Origin of the sequence: Microbacterium sp. 69-7 (assembly GCF_001897985.1) — a bacterium.
GTDB lineage: Bacteria > Actinomycetota > Actinomycetes > Actinomycetales > Microbacteriaceae > Microbacterium > Microbacterium laevaniformans.
Genome location: NZ_MKRU01000095.1, coordinates 11,711 through 26,748 on the forward strand (window position 1 = coordinate 11,711; position 15,038 = coordinate 26,748).

At 69.5% G+C, this 15,038-nt stretch carries 16 protein-coding genes; 15 read left to right on the plus strand and 1 reads right to left on the minus strand.

What is annotated here, in order from left to right; translation table 11 throughout:
• The first annotated feature begins 3 nt into the window (after nucleotides 1-3).
• From BGN98_RS11540 to leuA, 12 genes are all read left to right on the plus strand, one after another.
• Complete coding sequence (locus tag BGN98_RS11540) at nucleotides 4-654, plus strand: DUF1990 domain-containing protein (protein ID WP_288121478.1); 651 nt, start codon at nucleotides 4-6, stop codon at nucleotides 652-654.
• Nucleotides 654-1,871 (plus strand): radical SAM family heme chaperone HemW, encoded by a 1,218-nt coding sequence (hemW, locus tag BGN98_RS11545; protein WP_288121479.1) that lies wholly within the window; start codon nucleotides 654-656, stop codon nucleotides 1,869-1,871. Before BGN98_RS11540 ends, hemW begins: the two co-directional genes overlap by 1 nt.
• Nucleotides 1,872-1,929: 58 nt before the next feature.
• Nucleotides 1,930-2,967 (plus strand): heat-inducible transcriptional repressor HrcA, encoded by a 1,038-nt coding sequence (hrcA, locus tag BGN98_RS11550; RefSeq protein ID WP_036285002.1) that lies wholly within the window; start codon nucleotides 1,930-1,932, stop codon nucleotides 2,965-2,967.
• Nucleotides 2,968-3,019: 52 nt separating this feature from the next.
• A complete protein-coding gene (gene dnaJ / locus BGN98_RS11555; RefSeq protein WP_288121480.1) occupies nucleotides 3,020-4,129 on the plus strand; it encodes a molecular chaperone DnaJ in 1,110 nt (369 codons plus the stop codon).
• A gap of 1 nt (nucleotide 4,130) precedes the next feature.
• Entirely contained in the window at nucleotides 4,131-4,883 is a 753-nt protein-coding gene (locus BGN98_RS11560; protein ID WP_288121481.1) for a 16S rRNA (uracil(1498)-N(3))-methyltransferase, read from the plus strand.
• 23 nt (nucleotides 4,884-4,906) lie between these two features.
• Complete coding sequence (locus tag BGN98_RS11565) at nucleotides 4,907-5,254, plus strand: HIT domain-containing protein (RefSeq protein ID WP_288121482.1); 348 nt, start codon at nucleotides 4,907-4,909, stop codon at nucleotides 5,252-5,254.
• Complete coding sequence (locus tag BGN98_RS11570; RefSeq protein ID WP_005049420.1) at nucleotides 5,247-6,389, plus strand: PhoH family protein; 1,143 nt, start codon at nucleotides 5,247-5,249, stop codon at nucleotides 6,387-6,389. The genes BGN98_RS11565 and BGN98_RS11570 overlap by 8 nt, the downstream gene beginning before the upstream one ends.
• On the plus strand, nucleotides 6,386-6,853 hold the full coding sequence (ybeY, locus tag BGN98_RS11575) for an rRNA maturation RNase YbeY (RefSeq protein WP_005049422.1): 468 nt from the start codon (nucleotides 6,386-6,388) through the stop codon (nucleotides 6,851-6,853). Before BGN98_RS11570 ends, ybeY begins: the two co-directional genes overlap by 4 nt.
• On the plus strand, nucleotides 6,850-8,169 hold the full coding sequence (locus BGN98_RS11580; RefSeq protein ID WP_005049424.1) for a hemolysin family protein: 1,320 nt from the start codon (nucleotides 6,850-6,852) through the stop codon (nucleotides 8,167-8,169). The genes ybeY and BGN98_RS11580 overlap by 4 nt, the downstream gene beginning before the upstream one ends.
• Nucleotides 8,166-9,068, plus strand: coding sequence for a GTPase Era (gene era, locus BGN98_RS11585; RefSeq protein WP_036285019.1), 903 nt, complete (start codon nucleotides 8,166-8,168; stop codon nucleotides 9,066-9,068). The genes BGN98_RS11580 and era overlap by 4 nt, the downstream gene beginning before the upstream one ends.
• Nucleotide 9,069: 1 nt before the next feature.
• Nucleotides 9,070-10,017, plus strand: coding sequence for an NADP-dependent oxidoreductase (locus tag BGN98_RS11590; RefSeq protein WP_036285021.1), 948 nt, complete (start codon nucleotides 9,070-9,072; stop codon nucleotides 10,015-10,017).
• A gap of 162 nt (nucleotides 10,018-10,179) precedes the next feature.
• Complete coding sequence (gene leuA / locus BGN98_RS11595) at nucleotides 10,180-11,940, plus strand: 2-isopropylmalate synthase (RefSeq protein ID WP_036285023.1); 1,761 nt, start codon at nucleotides 10,180-10,182, stop codon at nucleotides 11,938-11,940.
• Between the two features lie 93 nt (nucleotides 11,941-12,033).
• On the opposite strand, the gene BGN98_RS11600 is transcribed toward leuA, so the two are convergent.
• Nucleotides 12,034-12,720, minus strand: a complete 687-nt coding sequence (locus tag BGN98_RS11600; RefSeq protein ID WP_288121483.1) for a trimeric intracellular cation channel family protein — start codon at nucleotides 12,718-12,720, stop codon at nucleotides 12,034-12,036.
• 55 nt (nucleotides 12,721-12,775) lie between these two features.
• On the opposite strand from BGN98_RS11600, the gene recO reads away from it, so the two are divergent.
• The 3 genes from recO to BGN98_RS11615 are packed head-to-tail and all read left to right on the plus strand — an operon-like array spanning nucleotide 12,776 to nucleotide 15,011.
• The gene (recO, locus tag BGN98_RS11605) at nucleotides 12,776-13,504 is read left to right on the plus strand and encodes a DNA repair protein RecO (protein WP_061683186.1); all 729 of its coding nucleotides are present in this window, start codon (nucleotides 12,776-12,778) and stop codon (nucleotides 13,502-13,504) included.
• A complete protein-coding gene (locus BGN98_RS11610; RefSeq protein WP_061683185.1) occupies nucleotides 13,501-14,316 on the plus strand; it encodes an isoprenyl transferase in 816 nt (271 codons plus the stop codon). Before recO ends, BGN98_RS11610 begins: the two co-directional genes overlap by 4 nt.
• A 29-nt stretch (nucleotides 14,317-14,345) precedes the next feature.
• A complete protein-coding gene (locus BGN98_RS11615; RefSeq protein WP_036285029.1) occupies nucleotides 14,346-15,011 on the plus strand; it encodes a DsbA family oxidoreductase in 666 nt (221 codons plus the stop codon).
• Nucleotides 15,012-15,038: the final 27 nt, after the last annotated feature.

The following is a 15,038-nucleotide window of genomic DNA, read 5'->3' on the forward strand; positions in this document are numbered from 1 at the left end:
ATCATGCGTCGCGGGAGCTTTCAGGACGACACGGTCGACTATGCCGCCGTCGGCGCCACGCAGGCGCACGACCTGATGAGCTATCCGCCGGAGAACAGCGTCCCAGCGGAGCACTCCTGGCTGCTGGGCAGCGGACAGGCTCGCTTCGAGTCGTCGGCCGACGCACTGCTGTCGTGGACGGCGCTGCGCGGAGCGGGTCTCACGATCTCGGACGTGCGTCCAGCGGCCGGCCCTATGTACACCGGGGTCGGCTACGACGTCGACGGCAATCCGACGGTGGCGAGCCGTCTGGAAGCCGACCAGCGCTTCGACGCCGACGGGACCCCGTACGTCGCTGCGGGAACGACGGTGCGGGTGCGCGGACACGTCAAGGGCATGAACGCGGACGGTGAGCTGCGCGTCATCTACGCGATCGAAGAGCCCCGGCGCGTCGGCTTCGCTCTGGGGACGGTCGGCGACTCCGTCGTGAGCGGCGAGGAGTCGTTCATCGTGACGTGGGCAGACAACGACGAAGTACGGTTCACGGTGCGCGCCTTCGACCGTCCCGTCGCCACGCTCTACCGCATCGTTCCGGCACTGGTGAAGCGACGCCGTCGTGAGCTGTTCCGCGGGTACCTGCAAGCCATCTCTCCGCTGTACACGACGCCGGCCTGATGGGCTCCGCCCTCCCTCTCGGTGACCCCGCGCCGGTCGACGGCGCGCTGCCGTCCGACATCTCGATCGACCCCGCCCGCGACTTCGGCGTCTACCTGCACGTGCCCTTCTGCCGGGTACGCTGCGGCTACTGCGACTTCAATACCTACACCGCCACGGAGCTCCGGGGCGCGCGCCAGGATGCGTACGCCGACGAGGTGCTCCGCGAAATCGCTCTCTCACGGGGCGTGCTGTCGGCGCGGGGGCCCCTCCGCGCGGCATCCACCGTCTTCTTCGGCGGCGGCACCCCCACTCTGCTTCCCGCGGGGGATCTGGCACGGATGCTCGACGGCATCCGCTCCGCCTTCGCGCTGGCCGCCGGTGCCGAGGTCACCGTCGAGGCCAACCCCGACACGGTCACCGTCGCGATGGCTCACGAGCTCGCCGAGGCCGGCGTGACGCGGATGTCGATCGGCATGCAGTCGGCCGTACCGCACGTGCTCGCCGCCCTCGAGCGCACCCACGATCCGGCCGGCGTGCAGACGGCCGTCGACGCGGCACGCTCGGCCGGCCTCGACGTGAGCGTCGATCTGATCTACGGCGCACCGGGGGAGTCGTTGGACGACTGGCGTCGCTCGGTCGAGGCGGCCGTGGCGCTCGCACCCGACCACATCTCCGCGTACGCGCTCATCATCGAAGAGGGCACGAAGCTCGAGCGCCAGATCCGCCGCGCCGACGTCGCCGCGCCGGACGACGACCTCCAGGCCGACATGTACGAGCTGGCCGACGAGGCGTTCGCATCGAGCGGGTTCGGCTGGTACGAGGTGTCGAACTGGGCGACGGACACCGCCCACCGCTCTCGCCACAACCTCGCATACTGGCGCGGCACGGATTGGTGGGGCTACGGGCCGGGGGCGCACAGTCATGTCGACGGGCTGCGATGGTGGAACGTCAAGCACCCCGCGGCATACGCACAGCGCCTCGCCGCCGGCACCTCTCCTGCGGCTGCTCGCGAGCGCCCGGATGCCGCTGCGCGGCGACTCGAGGACGTCCTGCTGCGCTCGCGCATCGCGGAGGGCATCGCGGTGTCCGAGCTGACCGGAGAGGGTCGTCACGCGATCGCGGCACTCATCGCCGACGGGCTCATCGACGGGTCCTCCGCCGTGCGCGGCCGCGTCGTCCTCACCCGCCGCGGCCGCCTGCTGGCGGATGCCGTGGTGCGCGCCCTCACCGCCTGACCGCGCGATCGCGGTAATATTGGCACTCGACGACCCTGAGTGCCAACAAGGAGGAGCGATGGTCTCGGAACGCGGCCTGCAGGTCCTCCGCGCGATCGTGCAGGACTACGTCGACACCCATGAGCCCGTCGGCAGCAAGGCGATCGTCGAACGTCACCAGTTCGGCGTGTCCGCGGCGACCATCCGCAACGATATGGCGCTCCTGGAGGACGAGGAGCTCATCGCCGCGCCGCACACGTCCTCCGGACGCGTACCCACCGACAAGGGCTACCGCGTGTTCGTCGACCATCTCGCCGACCTGCGGCCGTTGTCCACGGCGCAGCGCTCGGCGATCTCGTCGTTCCTCAGCGATCCGGGCGATCTCGACGAGCTCCTGATGCGCACCGTGCGCGCCCTCACGCAGCTCACCGGACAGGTCGCCATCGTGCAGTATCCGTCGTTCGCGCGCGCGAACGTCACGCACGTCGAGTTCGTGCACCTGGGCGGAGCACGCGTCGTCGTCATCGTCGTCACCGACACCGGCCGGGTCTCCCAGCGCGTGGCCTTCCTCGCCGAGGAACTCACCGAAGAGGCCGCCCAGCAGCTCAAGACGGCGATCTCGCGGCTGGTCACGGGCAAGCCCGTCGCAGAGGCTGCGGCCGCGATCGTCGAACTCTCGGCGTCGGCCCCCGACGGCACCCGCATCGACGCCGCGCTGCGCACCGTCGCGCGCATCGTCGGCGAGGAGCTAGAGGACTTCCGCCAGGACCGGCTCGTGATGGCCGGAAGCGCGACGCTCGCGCGGCGCGAGAGCGACTTCCGCGGGAGCATCTATCCACTGCTGGAGGCCATCGAGGAGCAGGTCACCCTGCTGCGTCTGATGGGCGAGATGGTCGCCGACGAGCAGGGACTCGCGGTGAGCATCGGCCGGGAGAACGAGCCCTTCGGGCTCACGGAGGTCTCCGTCCTGACGAGCGAGTACGACGCGACGGGTGCACACGCGCGCGTCGGCCTCCTCGGCCCCACCCGCATGGACTACCCCACCAACCTCGCGGCGGTCCGCGCCGTCGCGCACTATCTGAGCCGACTGCTCGACGAGGACGACACGTCCCGCTGAGCGATCCGCTCCCGAACACCGACCCGCGCCCGCAAGGGCAGGAAAGGCGATTGTGGCCGACCACTACGAAGTCCTGGGCGTATCCCGCGATGCGAGCCCCGACGAGATCAAGAAGGCGTATCGGCGTCTCGCGCGCGAACTGCACCCCGATGTCAACCCGGGAGCGGACGCGTCCGAGCGCTTCAAGCTCGTGACCCACGCGTACGACGTCCTCAGCGACCCGGAGCAGCGCCAGCGCTACGACATGGGCGGCGACAGCTCTCCCTTCGGCGGAAGCGGCGCAGGCTTCGGCGGATTCGGCGACATCTTCGAAACGTTCTTCGGCGGCGGGGGAGCACGCGCCGGCCGACCGCGATCGCGACGTGAGCGCGGCCAGGATGCGCTGGTGCGGGTGACGCTGGATCTCGGCGATGTCGTCTTCGGCACCCACCGTGACATCGACGTCGACACCGCGGTGCTGTGCGAAACCTGCGAGGGATCGTGCTGCCAGCCGGGCACCCAGCCGGCGACGTGCGACATCTGCCACGGTTCGGGTCAGGTGCAGCGCACCGTGCGCAGCCTTCTCGGCAATGTCGTGACCTCGCAGCCCTGCACCACGTGCCAGGGCTACGGCACGACCATCCCCTACCCCTGCGCGACGTGCCAGGGACAGGGCCGCGTGCGCGCACGGCGGACGGTGTCGGTCGACATCCCCGGCGGCGTGGAGACGGGCCTGCGCCTCCAGCTGCCCGGCTCGGGCGAGGTCGGCCCGGCGGGCGGTCCGAACGGAGACCTCTACCTGGAGGTCACCGTCGCCACCCACGAGGTCTTCAGCCGTGACGGCGACGATCTGCTCGCCACTCTCGAGGTCTCGATGCCCGACGCGATCCTGGGCACCCACACGACGATCTCCTCGCTCGACGGCGAGGTCGACCTGGAGGTGCGATCCGGCGTGCAGTCCGGCGACGTCCTGACCATCAAGGGCCGCGGCATCACGCCCCTCCGCGGCGGCACGCGCGGCGACCTCCGTGTCGGCGTGCAGGTCGTCACCCCGACGAAGCTCGACGCCAAGGAACGCGCTCTCATCGAGGACTTCGCCAAGAAGACCAAGGCCCCGGCTCCCCGCCTGGCGCAGTTCCACCAGGGCATGTTCTCGAAGCTGCGCGACCGGTTCCGCGGCTGAGATGGCACTGCACTTCCTCGTCGACGAACCGCCGACCGACGGGCCCGCCGTCCGCGACGCGGCTCCGGGCGACGAGATCATCATCACCGGCGCCGAGGCCCACCATGCGGCGGTCGTCCGCCGCGTCCGGGTCGGCGAGGAGGTCACCGTCGGCGACGGTGCGGGCGTCTGGCTCACGGGCGTCGTCGCGGCATCCGCCCCCAAACGCGTCGCGGTGACGGTGACCGGCCGCACCGTCACCCAGACGCCGACACCACGTCTCGTTCTCGCCCAGGCGCTCGCGAAGGGCGACCGCGACGAGCTCGCCGTGCAGGCGGCGACCGAACTCGGCGTCGACGAGATCGTGCCGTGGCAGGGGGCGCGCAGCGTGTCGCGCTGGAGCGGCGACAAGGCCGTCAAAGGCGTCGCGCGTTGGCAGAGCATCGTCCGCGAGGCCGCGAAGCAGGCGCACCGCCCCTGGGTTCCGCGCGTATCGACGCCGGTATCCATCGGCCGCCTCGCCGCGCGGGCCGCAGACGCTCGTGTGCTGGTGCTCGAGCCGACGGCATCCGTGCCCCTCAGCGCGCTCTCGATCGCCGTCAGCGCGGAGATCGTGCTCGTCGTCGGCCCCGAGGGCGGCATCGCTCCCGACGAACTCGACGCGCTGGCCGCGGCCGGAGCCACCGCCGTCCGCCTCGGCGACACGGTCCTTCGCACCTCGACGGCCGGACCCGCTGCCCTCGCTGTCGTCAACGCCCGCCTCGGCCGCTGGTGACGGGCGCTGACTACACTCGGAGTATGAGCGAACCGTCCATCTTCACGCGCATCCTGGAGGGCGAGATCCCGGCCGAGATCCTCGCCGAGACCGAGAACGTGTTCGCGATCCGCGACATCGCCCCCCAAGCGCCGGTGCACCTGCTGATCATCCCCAAGACCGGCGCATACCGCGACGTCGTCGAGTTGGCCGCATCCGACCCCGCCCTCCTGAGCGAGATGATCGCACTCGCGAACGCCTTGGCAGCCGAGCACGCCGACGGCGATTTCCGCCTGGTGTTCAACACGGGGCCGGGCGCCGGTCAGACGGTCTTCCACGTCCACGCTCATGTGCTGGCCGGGGGACTGGACGAGGGGAGCCTCGGTGGCTGATTCCACCGATGACGCGAACGCGACCGAGCACGCGGTCGACCGGATTCTCGCGGACGGGGTGGCAATGGTCCAGCTGCTCGGACCGCAAGACCGACTGCTGCGCGTCGTGGAGCGCGAACACCCCGACGTCCAGGTGCACGTGCGCGGCAACGAGATCACTCTCACCGGTGCCGCCGCGTCCGTCGCACGCGCCCGCGCACTGGTCGACGAGCTGATCGAGATGGCGCGCGCGGGACAGGGCCTCGAGCCCTCCGACGTGCAGGCCTCGAATCGCATCCTCCGAGCCGACACCGGCGAACGCCCGTCCGACGTACTGGGCGAGGCGATCCTGAGTTCGCGTGGACGCACGATCCGCCCGAAGACCCTCGGTCAGAAGCGGTACGTCGACGCGATCGACGAGAACACGATCGTCTTCGGCATCGGTCCCGCCGGAACCGGCAAGACCTACCTCGCGATGGCGAAAGCCGTCCAGGCGCTGCAGCGCAAGGAGGTCGACCGCATCATCCTGACGCGGCCGGCGGTGGAAGCGGGGGAACGCCTGGGGTTTCTGCCCGGCACCCTGACCGACAAGATCGACCCGTACCTGCGGCCGCTCTACGACGCGCTGAACGAGATGATGGACCCGGAGATCGTCCCCAAGCTCATGGCGTCGGGCACGATCGAGGTCGCCCCGCTGGCGTACATGCGCGGACGCACGCTCAACAACTCGTTCGTCGTGCTCGATGAGGCCCAGAACACGACGCCCGAGCAGATGAAGATGTTCCTCACGCGTCTGGGCTTCGGCACTCGCATGGTCGTGACCGGTGACATCACCCAGGTCGACCTGCCGCAGGGAGCCTCGGGGCTGCGGCTCGTGACGCGCGTGCTGAAAGACATCGACGACATCCACTTCTCGCTGCTGACCAGCGAAGACGTGGTCCGCCACAGCCTCGTCGGCCGGATCGTCGATGCCTACAGCGTGTACGACGAGCAGCGCCTGGCCGCCCGCCGAGAACGAGACGAAGCCGCCGAGTTCGCCAATCGCACCGAGCGTCGCAGCGGTATGCCGCGCTCCGGCGGACCGCGAGACCACCTGCCACCCCGGGACAGCCGGGGACACCACGGCCCCCACGGAACACAGCGAGGACGCTCATGACCATCGAGATCACCAATGAGTCCGGCGTCGACATCGACGAGACCGTGCTGCTGCGCCTGACCGAGAACAACCTCGCGGAGCTGCACGTCAGCCCGGATGCCGACGTCGCGATCCTCCTCGTCGACGAGGGCGCCATGGAGGCTCTTCACGTGCAGTGGATGGACGAGCCGGGACCCACCGACGTGCTCAGCTTCCCGATGGACGAGTTGCGACCGGGCACGCAGGAACAGCCCACGCCGCCGGGACTGCTCGGCGACATCGTGCTGTGCCCCCAGGTCGCCGAGACGCAGGCTCAGGCAGCCGGCCACACGACCGTCGACGAGCTGATCCTGCTGACCACGCACGGGCTGCTGCACCTGCTGGGCTTCGATCACGCCGAGCCCGAGGAGGAGCGCGAGATGTTCGGTCTGCAGCGCGACCTGATCGCCGCTTTCCACGTCTCGGAGCGTCGACGACGCGCATGACCGAGATCCTCCTGCTCATCGCGGCGGCCCTCCTGGTCGCGCTCGGCGGTCTGATGGCGGCGCTGGACGCGGCGCTGGGCGTCACCTCGCGCGCCGACCTCGCTGAGATGGCGACGTCAGGACGCAGCGCGACCGCTCTCGGGAGGATCGGCGCCGATCCCGAAGCCCACGGCAACGCCGTTGTGTTCATCAGGATCCTCGCCGAGACGACGGCGGCCGTCGTGGTGACGGTGGCCTTCACGATCGCGTTCGACAGCATCTGGTGGGCCATGCTCGCCGCCGCGGTGCTGATGACCGTGGTGTCGTTCGTCCTGGTCGGCGCAAGCCCCCGCGCCGTCGGGCGCCAGCACGCCCGCGGACTGCTCCAGGCGTGCGCCCCGCTCGTCCGCGGCGCGCGCATTGTGCTCGGCCCCCTCGCACACCTGCTCGTGCTCGTCGGCAACCGGGTGACGCCCGGCATCCACCGCGGCGCCTCGTTCGCGAGTGAGGAGCAACTGCTGAGCATGGTCGACGAGGCCGCATCGCAGGACCTCATCGAGGAGGACGACCGCGAGCTCATCCACTCCGTGTTCGAGTTCACCGACACGTACGTGCGCGAGGTGATGGTTCCGCGCACCGACATGGTGACGATGGATGCCGCCGCCACGACGCAGCAGGCGATGCAGCTCTTCCTGGACAAGGGCGTGTCACGGGTTCCGGTCGCCGACGGCGAAGCCGACGACATCACCGGCGTCGTCTACCTGAAAGACCTCGTGCAGTTCGCGTTCCGCGATGAGACCGCATGGCGAGACGCCCCGGTCGCCCAGATCGCGCGGCCGGCCGTCTTCGTCCCCGAATCGATGAAGGCCGAGACGCTGCTGCAGCAGATGAAGCGGGATGCCGTCCATGTGTGTCTCGTCGTCGACGAGTACGGCGGCGTCTCGGGGCTCGTGACGCTCGAAGACCTGATCGAGGAGCTCGTCGGCGAGATCTCCGACGAGTACGATCCCCGCTCCAGTGAGATCGTCGAGCTGGGCGAGGGACGGTACCGCGTGAGCGCGCGCCTGGGCCTCGATGAGGTCGGCGAACTGTTCGGTCTCGAGCTCGAAGACGAGGACGTCGACTCGATCGGCGGCCTGCTCGGGAAGCTGCTCGGCCGTGTGCCCCTGCCCGGTGCGACCGCGGAGTACTCCGGGCTGCGCTTGACGGGAGGCGCCTCCCGCGGGCGCGGTCGGGGCCTCGCCACGGTGTTCGTCGAACCCACCCCCAGCCTGCTCGCCGTCGACGCCGCCTTCGGCGACGATAACCGCACCGACCGGGAGGATGCCCACCGATGAGTCCCAGCCCCCAGACCCGCTCCGGGTTCGTCACCTTCGTCGGCCGTCCCAACGTCGGCAAGTCCACGCTGACGAACGCCCTGGTGGGTGAGAAGGTCGCGATCACCTCCGACAAGCCCCAGACGACGCGGCGCGCGATCCGCGGCATCGTCAACCGCCCGGCCGGCCAGCTCGTGATCGTCGACACCCCCGGCATCCACAAGCCCCGGACGCTCCTCGGCCAGCGCCTGAACGACCTCGTGGAGCAGGTGCTCGGCGACGTGGACGCGATTGGCTTCCTCGTGCCGGCCACGGAGAAGGTGGGTCCCGGCGACCGCCGCATCGCGGCATCCCTGGACGGATACCCGCGCGCGAAGAAGGTGGCCATCGTCACCAAGACCGACATCGCCTCCCGCGACGAGATCACCGAACGGCTGATGGAGGTCGACAGCTTGCGCGAGGACTGGGACGCGGTGATCCCGTTGTCGGCCGTCGCGGGCGAACAGCTTGACGTGCTCGCCGATGAGCTGCTGACGCTCATGCCGGAAGGACCCGCCCTCTACGAGCAGGGGGTCGTCACCGACGAGTCGCTCGAGGACCGCATCGCCGAGATCATCCGTGAGGCGGCGCTGGAAGGCGTGCGTGACGAGCTGCCGCACTCGATCGCCGTCACGATCGACGACATCTCGCGCCGCGACGAGGGCGAGCTCACCGATATCTACGCGAACCTGGTCGTCGAGCGCGACAGCCAGAAGGCGATCATCATCGGCCACAAGGGCTCGCGGCTGTCCGCCGTCGGCGCGCGGGCGCGCGCGCAGATCGAGCCGCTCATCGGCACGAAGGTGTTCTTGAAGCTGCACGTGCGCGTCGCCAAGGAATGGCAGCGCGATCCCAAGCAGCTCGGACGGCTGGGGTTCTGACATGACGCGGCGAACGGCGCGGCAGTGGCGGGCGGTACGGGCAGGCGGCCCCGAGGCGTGGGAGCTCTCGGAGGTCGAGGTTCCCGCCCCGGCCCGCGGCGAAGTGACGCTCCGTGTGCGCGCGGCGGGCATGAACCCCGCCGATGCGAAGCATGTTGCCGCCGAGAACGGGCAGTCCTGGCCCGTGCCGATCGGCTACGAGGTGTCGGGCGAGATCACCGCGATCGGTCTCGATACGGAGATCGGGTCGGGAGCTGCCTCCGTCGGCGACGAGGTGGTGGCCTTCCGGGTGCAGGGCGGCTACGCGACGGAGATGACAGTGGATGCCGCGAAGGTGTTCCGCAAGCCCCAGCCGCTCGGCCACCCCGAAGCGGCGAATCTGCTGCTGACCGGGACCACCGCCGCGGAGATGCTGCATGTCGTCGCGGCGAAACCGGGGGAGACGATCCTCCTGCACGGCGCGTCGGGGGCGGTGGGTGTGGCCGTGCTGCAGCTGGCGGCGCTGCGCGGCATCCACGTCATCGGGACGGCGGCGGAGAGTTCCTTCGAGCGGGTGCGTCACTTCGGCGGCGACCCCGTCGCGTACGGTCCGGGGCTGTTCGAGCGCGTGGTCGCGATCGCCGGTGACGTTCCGATCGTCGCGGCGCTGGATGCCGTGGGCACCGATGAGGCCGTCGACGTGTCGCTTGCGCTGGTCGCCGATCGCGACCGGATCGTGACGATCGTCACGCCGTCGCGGGCGAACGCCGATGGGTTCCGCTGGATCGCCGGCGCCCTTCCGGCAAGCGCCCGCTTCCGCGACGAGGCGCGCGCGGGCCTCGTCGCGGCGGCGAACGCCGGTACGCTCACCGTCCCCGTGGCGCGGACCTTCCCGCTCGAGGACGCCCCCGCCGCGCTCGCGCTGCTGGCCGAGGGACACCCCGGGGGAGCCCTGGCGCTCATCCCGTGAGTTTCGTCGAGCTCGTCGCGCAGGTGTACGCTGTCCCCGTGCGCGCGTTCGGCCTCCTTCTTAGCCGCCGCGACGAGACCTCGTTCTAGGGCCCTTCTCGTCGCGGAGCTTGTCATCGTCTGACACTCGGCCCGCACCATCTGACGAAGAGAAGCGAACCCCATGAAGAACATGCAGCAGCCTTCCGGCATGCCGACCCACAAGTACCGCCCGTTCCACGAGCAGATCCGCGTCGACCTGCCCGACCGCACCTGGCCCGATGCCCGCATCACGACGGCTCCGCGCTGGTGCGCCGTCGACCTGCGCGACGGCAATCAGGCCCTGATCGACCCGATGAGCCCCGAGCGCAAGCGCATCATGTTCGAGCTGCTCGTGGGCATGGGCTACAAGGAGATCGAGGTCGGCTTCCCCTCCGCGAGCCAGACCGACTTCGACTTCGTGCGCCAGCTGATCGAAGAGAACCTGATCCCCGACGATGTGACCATCCAGGTGCTGACGCAGGCGCGCGAGCACCTGATCGAGCGCACGTACGAGGCGATCGCCGGCGCGAAGCAGGCGATCGTGCACCTCTACAACTCCACGAGCGTGCTGCAGCGCGAGGTCGTCTTCCGCAGCGACAAGCAGGGCATCATCGACATCGCGCTGAACGGCGCACGCCTGTGCCGTGAGTTCGAGAAGCGCATCCCCGAGACCGCCGTGTACTACGAGTACTCACCCGAGTCCTACACCGGCACGGAGCTGGAGTTCGCGGTCGACATCTGCAACCAGGTGATCGAGATCTTCGAGCCGACCCCGGAGCGCAAGGTCATCATCAACCTGCCGGCGACCGTCGAGATGGCCACGCCCAACGTGTATGCCGACTCGATCGAGTGGATGGGCCGTCACCTCGCCCACCGCGAGAACGTCATCATCTCGCTGCACCCCCACAACGACCGCGGCACGGCCATCGCCGCCGCCGAGCTCGGCTACATGGCCGGAGCGGACCGCATCGAAGGCTGCCTGTTCGGAAACGGAGAGCGCACCGGCAACGTCGACCTGGTCGCCCTGGGCATCAACATGCTGACGCAGGGCATCGACCCGCAGATCGACTTCAGCGACATCGACCAGGTCAAGCGCACCGCCGAGTACTGCAATCAGCTGCCCGTGCCCGAGCGCAGCCCCTGGGCGGGCGACCTCGTGTTCACCGCGTTCAGCGGGTCGCACCAAGACGCGATCAAGAAGGGTTTCGAGTCGATGGAGGCGCGGGCCGCGGCATCCGGGGTCACCGTCGACGAGATCGAGTGGGCCGTGCCCTACCTGCCGATCGACCCGAAGGACCTCGGTCGCTCGTACGAGGCCGTCATCCGCGTCAACTCGCAGTCCGGCAAGGGCGGTGTCGCGTACCTGCTGAAGACGGATCACGCGCTGGATCTGCCCCGCAAACTCCAGATCGAATTCTCCGGCGTCGTGCAGGCCAAGACGGATGCCGAGGGCGGCGAGGTCTCCAGCGACCAGATCTGGGACATCTTCACCGACGAGTATCTGCCGGCGCGCAACGCGGACGAGAAGTGGGGCCGTTTCGAGCTGCTGTCCACGCGGACGCAGAGCGACATGTCCGGCGAGGTGTCGCTGGAGGTCACCCTCCGCGACGGCGAGGAGACGATCGCGACCCGTGGCGTCGGCAACGGTCCCGTCTCGGCGTTCCTGGAGATCGTGCGGACGCAGGGTTTCGACGTGACGCTCTACGACTACGTCGAGCACACGCTCAGCGCCGGCGGCGACGCGCAGGCCGCGTCTTACGTCGAACTGCAGGTCGACGGTGAGCGGCTGTGGGGCGTCGGTATCGACGGCGACATCTCGACAGCGTCGCTGAAGGCGATCGTCTCCTGCGTCAACCGCGCGATCCGCACGCGCGAGCGCTCCGGCTCGCTCGCCGCCGTCTGACGCCGCGTTTCGACTCGTCGCTGCGCTGCGCGCTCAACGACCGGGAGGCCTCTCGGCCCCGGTCGTTGAGCGCGCGCGGCGCGTCGAAACGCCTCAGGAGCGGATGATCGGGATCGCGCTGGTCTCGACGGCGACCTTGCGCCGGTACAGCGCACGCTGTTCGGGCAGCGAGATGTCGAAGATCACCGCGAGCAGTCGGATCACGGTCGTGACCACGACCGAGGCGATCGCCGCGGCCACCAGCGGCGCACCGACGGCGTGTGCGAACGCGAGCAACGCGCAGCCGACCGCGGCCGCGACGGCGTACAGCGATCCGACGTGCATGATCGCCACCGGCAGCCCCATGATCACGTCGCGAAGGATGCCGCCGCCCACCGCCGCGCAGACGCCGACGAACACCGCGGGTACCGGGGGAAGGCCGAGCGCCAGCGCTTTGGAGGTGCCGAAGGCGCCGAACAGGCCGATGACCACCGCGTCGAGGGCAACGATCACCGCGTTGAGGCGCTCGAAGATGTTGGCCAGCAGCATGCCGACCAGAGCCGCGCCGACGGCCGTGATCAGGTACCAGTCGCTCTTCAGCGTCGCGGGCTCGACGTTCAGCAGCAGGTCGCGGATGATGCCGCCGCCCATGCCCATCACGGTGCCGACGATGACGACGCCGAGCAGGTCGAGCCGGCGCTGTCCGACGAAGCCCGACGAGAACAGGGCGCCCTGTACACCGCCGAGGCCCACGGCGAGGAGGTCGGCCCAGAGGGGGATCACGAACAGCTGCTCCGTCACCTGACCATTGTCTCCAATGCCGCCCGATGTCGGCACCGGCGGGGATAATCGAGGGGTGCCCACCTACCGCGACGAGGTCGTGGTCCTGCGCACCCACAAGCTGGGTGAAGCGGACCGCATCGTGACCATGCTCAGCCGTCGCCACGGCAAGGTGCGCGCTGTCGCAAAGGGTGTGCGCCGCACGTCGTCGAAGTTCGGGGCCCGCCTCGAGCCGTTCATGGTCGCCGACGTCCAGCTCTACCAGGGGCGCTCGCTCGACATCGTGCAGCAGGCCGAGTCGCTCGGCTCCTACGGGGCCGCGATCGTGGCCGACTACGACCTCTACACGGCGGCGCATGCCATGGTCGAGACCGCCGACCGGCTGAACGAAGCCGAAGCCACCCCCCAGCAGTACCTGCTGCTCGTGGGAGGACTGCGTACCCTCGCCCAGGGCGGACGGGAGTCGCGTTCCGTACTCGACTCGTACCTGCTGCGCGCGATGTCGCTGTCGGGCTGGGCTCCCGTCCTCTTCGATTGCGCGCGATGCGGCGCGGCCGGCCCGCACGATTGGTTCGTCGCGCAGCTCGGCGGCGTCGTCTGCGGCGACTGCGCTCCGGCCGGCTCGGCGCGCCTTCGTCCGGAGACGGGTGCGCTGCTGCGCGCCCTCGTCGCGGGAGAATGGGATGTCGTGGATGCCGCGACCCACGCCGCCACCGCCTCGGCATCCGGCCTCGTCGCCGCCTACGCGCAGTGGCATCTCGAGCGCGGCATCCGTTCCCTGTCCCATGTGGAGAGCACCCGTTGAGCCCCAAGCCCTACACGCATCGCGATGCCGTGCCGTACCGCCCCCTCGATTGGACCGGCATCCATCCGCCGCGTTTTCCGAAGGGCGGTGTGCCGAACCACGTTGCGATCGTGATGGACGGCAACGGACGGTGGGCCAACCGCCGGGGACTGACACGAATCGAAGGACACCGGGCGGGCGAGGAGGTGCTCCTCGACGTCGTGGCCGGCGCGATCCAGGCGGGCGTGAAACACCTCAGCGTCTACGCCTTCTCGACCGAGAACTGGGCCCGCTCGCCCGAGGAAGTGCGCTTCCTCATGGGCTACAACCGCGACGTGCTGCACCGCCGCCGCGACCAGCTCAACGAATGGGGCGTCCGCATCCGGTGGGCCGGCCGCAAGCCGCGCCTGTGGGGATCGGTCATCAAGGAACTGCAGTACGCCGAGCAGCTCACCGCCGGCAACGACACGCTCACGCTGACGATGTGCATCAACTACGGCGGCCGTCACGAGATCGTCGACGCCATGCGGGCGATGGGCGAGCAGATCGCCGCCGGACGGCTGAAGCCGTCCGCGATCACGGAGAAGACGCTGCGCAGACATCTCTACGTGCCCGACATGCCCGACGTCGACCTCTTCCTGCGTTCCAGCGGCGAGCAGCGCACCTCCAACTTCCTGCTGTGGGAGTCCGCCTACGCAGAGATGGTGTTCCTCGACACGCTGTGGCCCGACTTCTCGCGTACCGACCTCTGGGGAGCGATCGAGCTGTACCTCGGACGCAGCCGCCGCTTCGGTGGGGCCGTCGACGCGCCGACGGCCGATTCCGCGGAATAGACCCGCGCACGAGAGAGGTTGCATCAGGCATGACAGACAAGATCACGATCGACGTGTGGAGTGACATCGCCTGCCCGTGGTGCTACATCGGCAAGCGCAACCTCGAGACCGGCCTCGCACAGACGGCGGCCGACCCCGACGCGCCGCAGGTCGAAGTGACCTTCCACTCCTTCGAGCTTTCGCCGGACACACCGGTCGACTTCGAGGGCGATGAGCTGGACTTCCTCGCCGGACACAAAGGGATGCCGCGCGAGCGCGTCCGCGAGATGCTCGACCAGGTCACCGGTGTGGCCGCCGGGTCGGGGCTGGAGTACCGCTTCGACCTGCTGCAGCACACCAACACGGTGAAGGCCCACGAACTGCTGCACTTCGCGAAGGCACAGGGCCGTCAGAACGAGATGGCCGAGCGGCTCATGTCGGCCTACTTCACCGAGGGCAAGCACGTCGGGCGCGTCGACGATCTCGTTGCCCTCGCCGCCGAGGTCGGCTTCGACGCCGATGAGGTGCGCGATGCCCTCGAGTCGAGCCGGCATCTCGCCGATGTGCGCGCCGACCAGGCGCAGGCGCAGGCCTACGGCATCCAAGGCGTGCCGTTCTTCGTGATCGACGGCAAGTACGGCGTCAGCGGCGCGCAGCCCGCCGATGCGTTCGCGCAGATCACCCGCCAGGTGTGGACGGAGAAGCAGGACGCCTGACGCCGGGTTCCACCCGGTCGTTGAGCG

What these genes read in the sequence shown, in the direction of transcription:
- BGN98_RS11540 (WP_288121478.1), top strand. Translation starts at nt 4, where the DNA reads ATGCGTCGCGGGAGCTTTCAGGACGACACGGTCGACTATGCCGCCGTC.
- hemW (WP_288121479.1), top strand. Translation starts at nt 654, where the DNA reads ATGGGCTCCGCCCTCCCTCTCGGTGACCCCGCGCCGGTCGACGGCGCG.
- hrcA (WP_036285002.1), top strand. Translation starts at nt 1,930, where the DNA reads ATGGTCTCGGAACGCGGCCTGCAGGTCCTCCGCGCGATCGTGCAGGAC.
- BGN98_RS11560 (WP_288121481.1), top strand. Translation starts at nt 4,131, where the DNA reads ATGGCACTGCACTTCCTCGTCGACGAACCGCCGACCGACGGGCCCGCC.
- BGN98_RS11565 (WP_288121482.1), top strand. Translation starts at nt 4,907, where the DNA reads ATGAGCGAACCGTCCATCTTCACGCGCATCCTGGAGGGCGAGATCCCG.
- ybeY (WP_005049422.1), top strand. Translation starts at nt 6,386, where the DNA reads ATGACCATCGAGATCACCAATGAGTCCGGCGTCGACATCGACGAGACC.
- BGN98_RS11580 (WP_005049424.1), top strand. Translation starts at nt 6,850, where the DNA reads ATGACCGAGATCCTCCTGCTCATCGCGGCGGCCCTCCTGGTCGCGCTC.
- era (WP_036285019.1), top strand. Translation starts at nt 8,166, where the DNA reads ATGAGTCCCAGCCCCCAGACCCGCTCCGGGTTCGTCACCTTCGTCGGC.
- BGN98_RS11590 (WP_036285021.1), top strand. Translation starts at nt 9,070, where the DNA reads ATGACGCGGCGAACGGCGCGGCAGTGGCGGGCGGTACGGGCAGGCGGC.
- leuA (WP_036285023.1), top strand. Translation starts at nt 10,180, where the DNA reads ATGAAGAACATGCAGCAGCCTTCCGGCATGCCGACCCACAAGTACCGC.
- BGN98_RS11615 (WP_036285029.1), top strand. Translation starts at nt 14,346, where the DNA reads ATGACAGACAAGATCACGATCGACGTGTGGAGTGACATCGCCTGCCCG.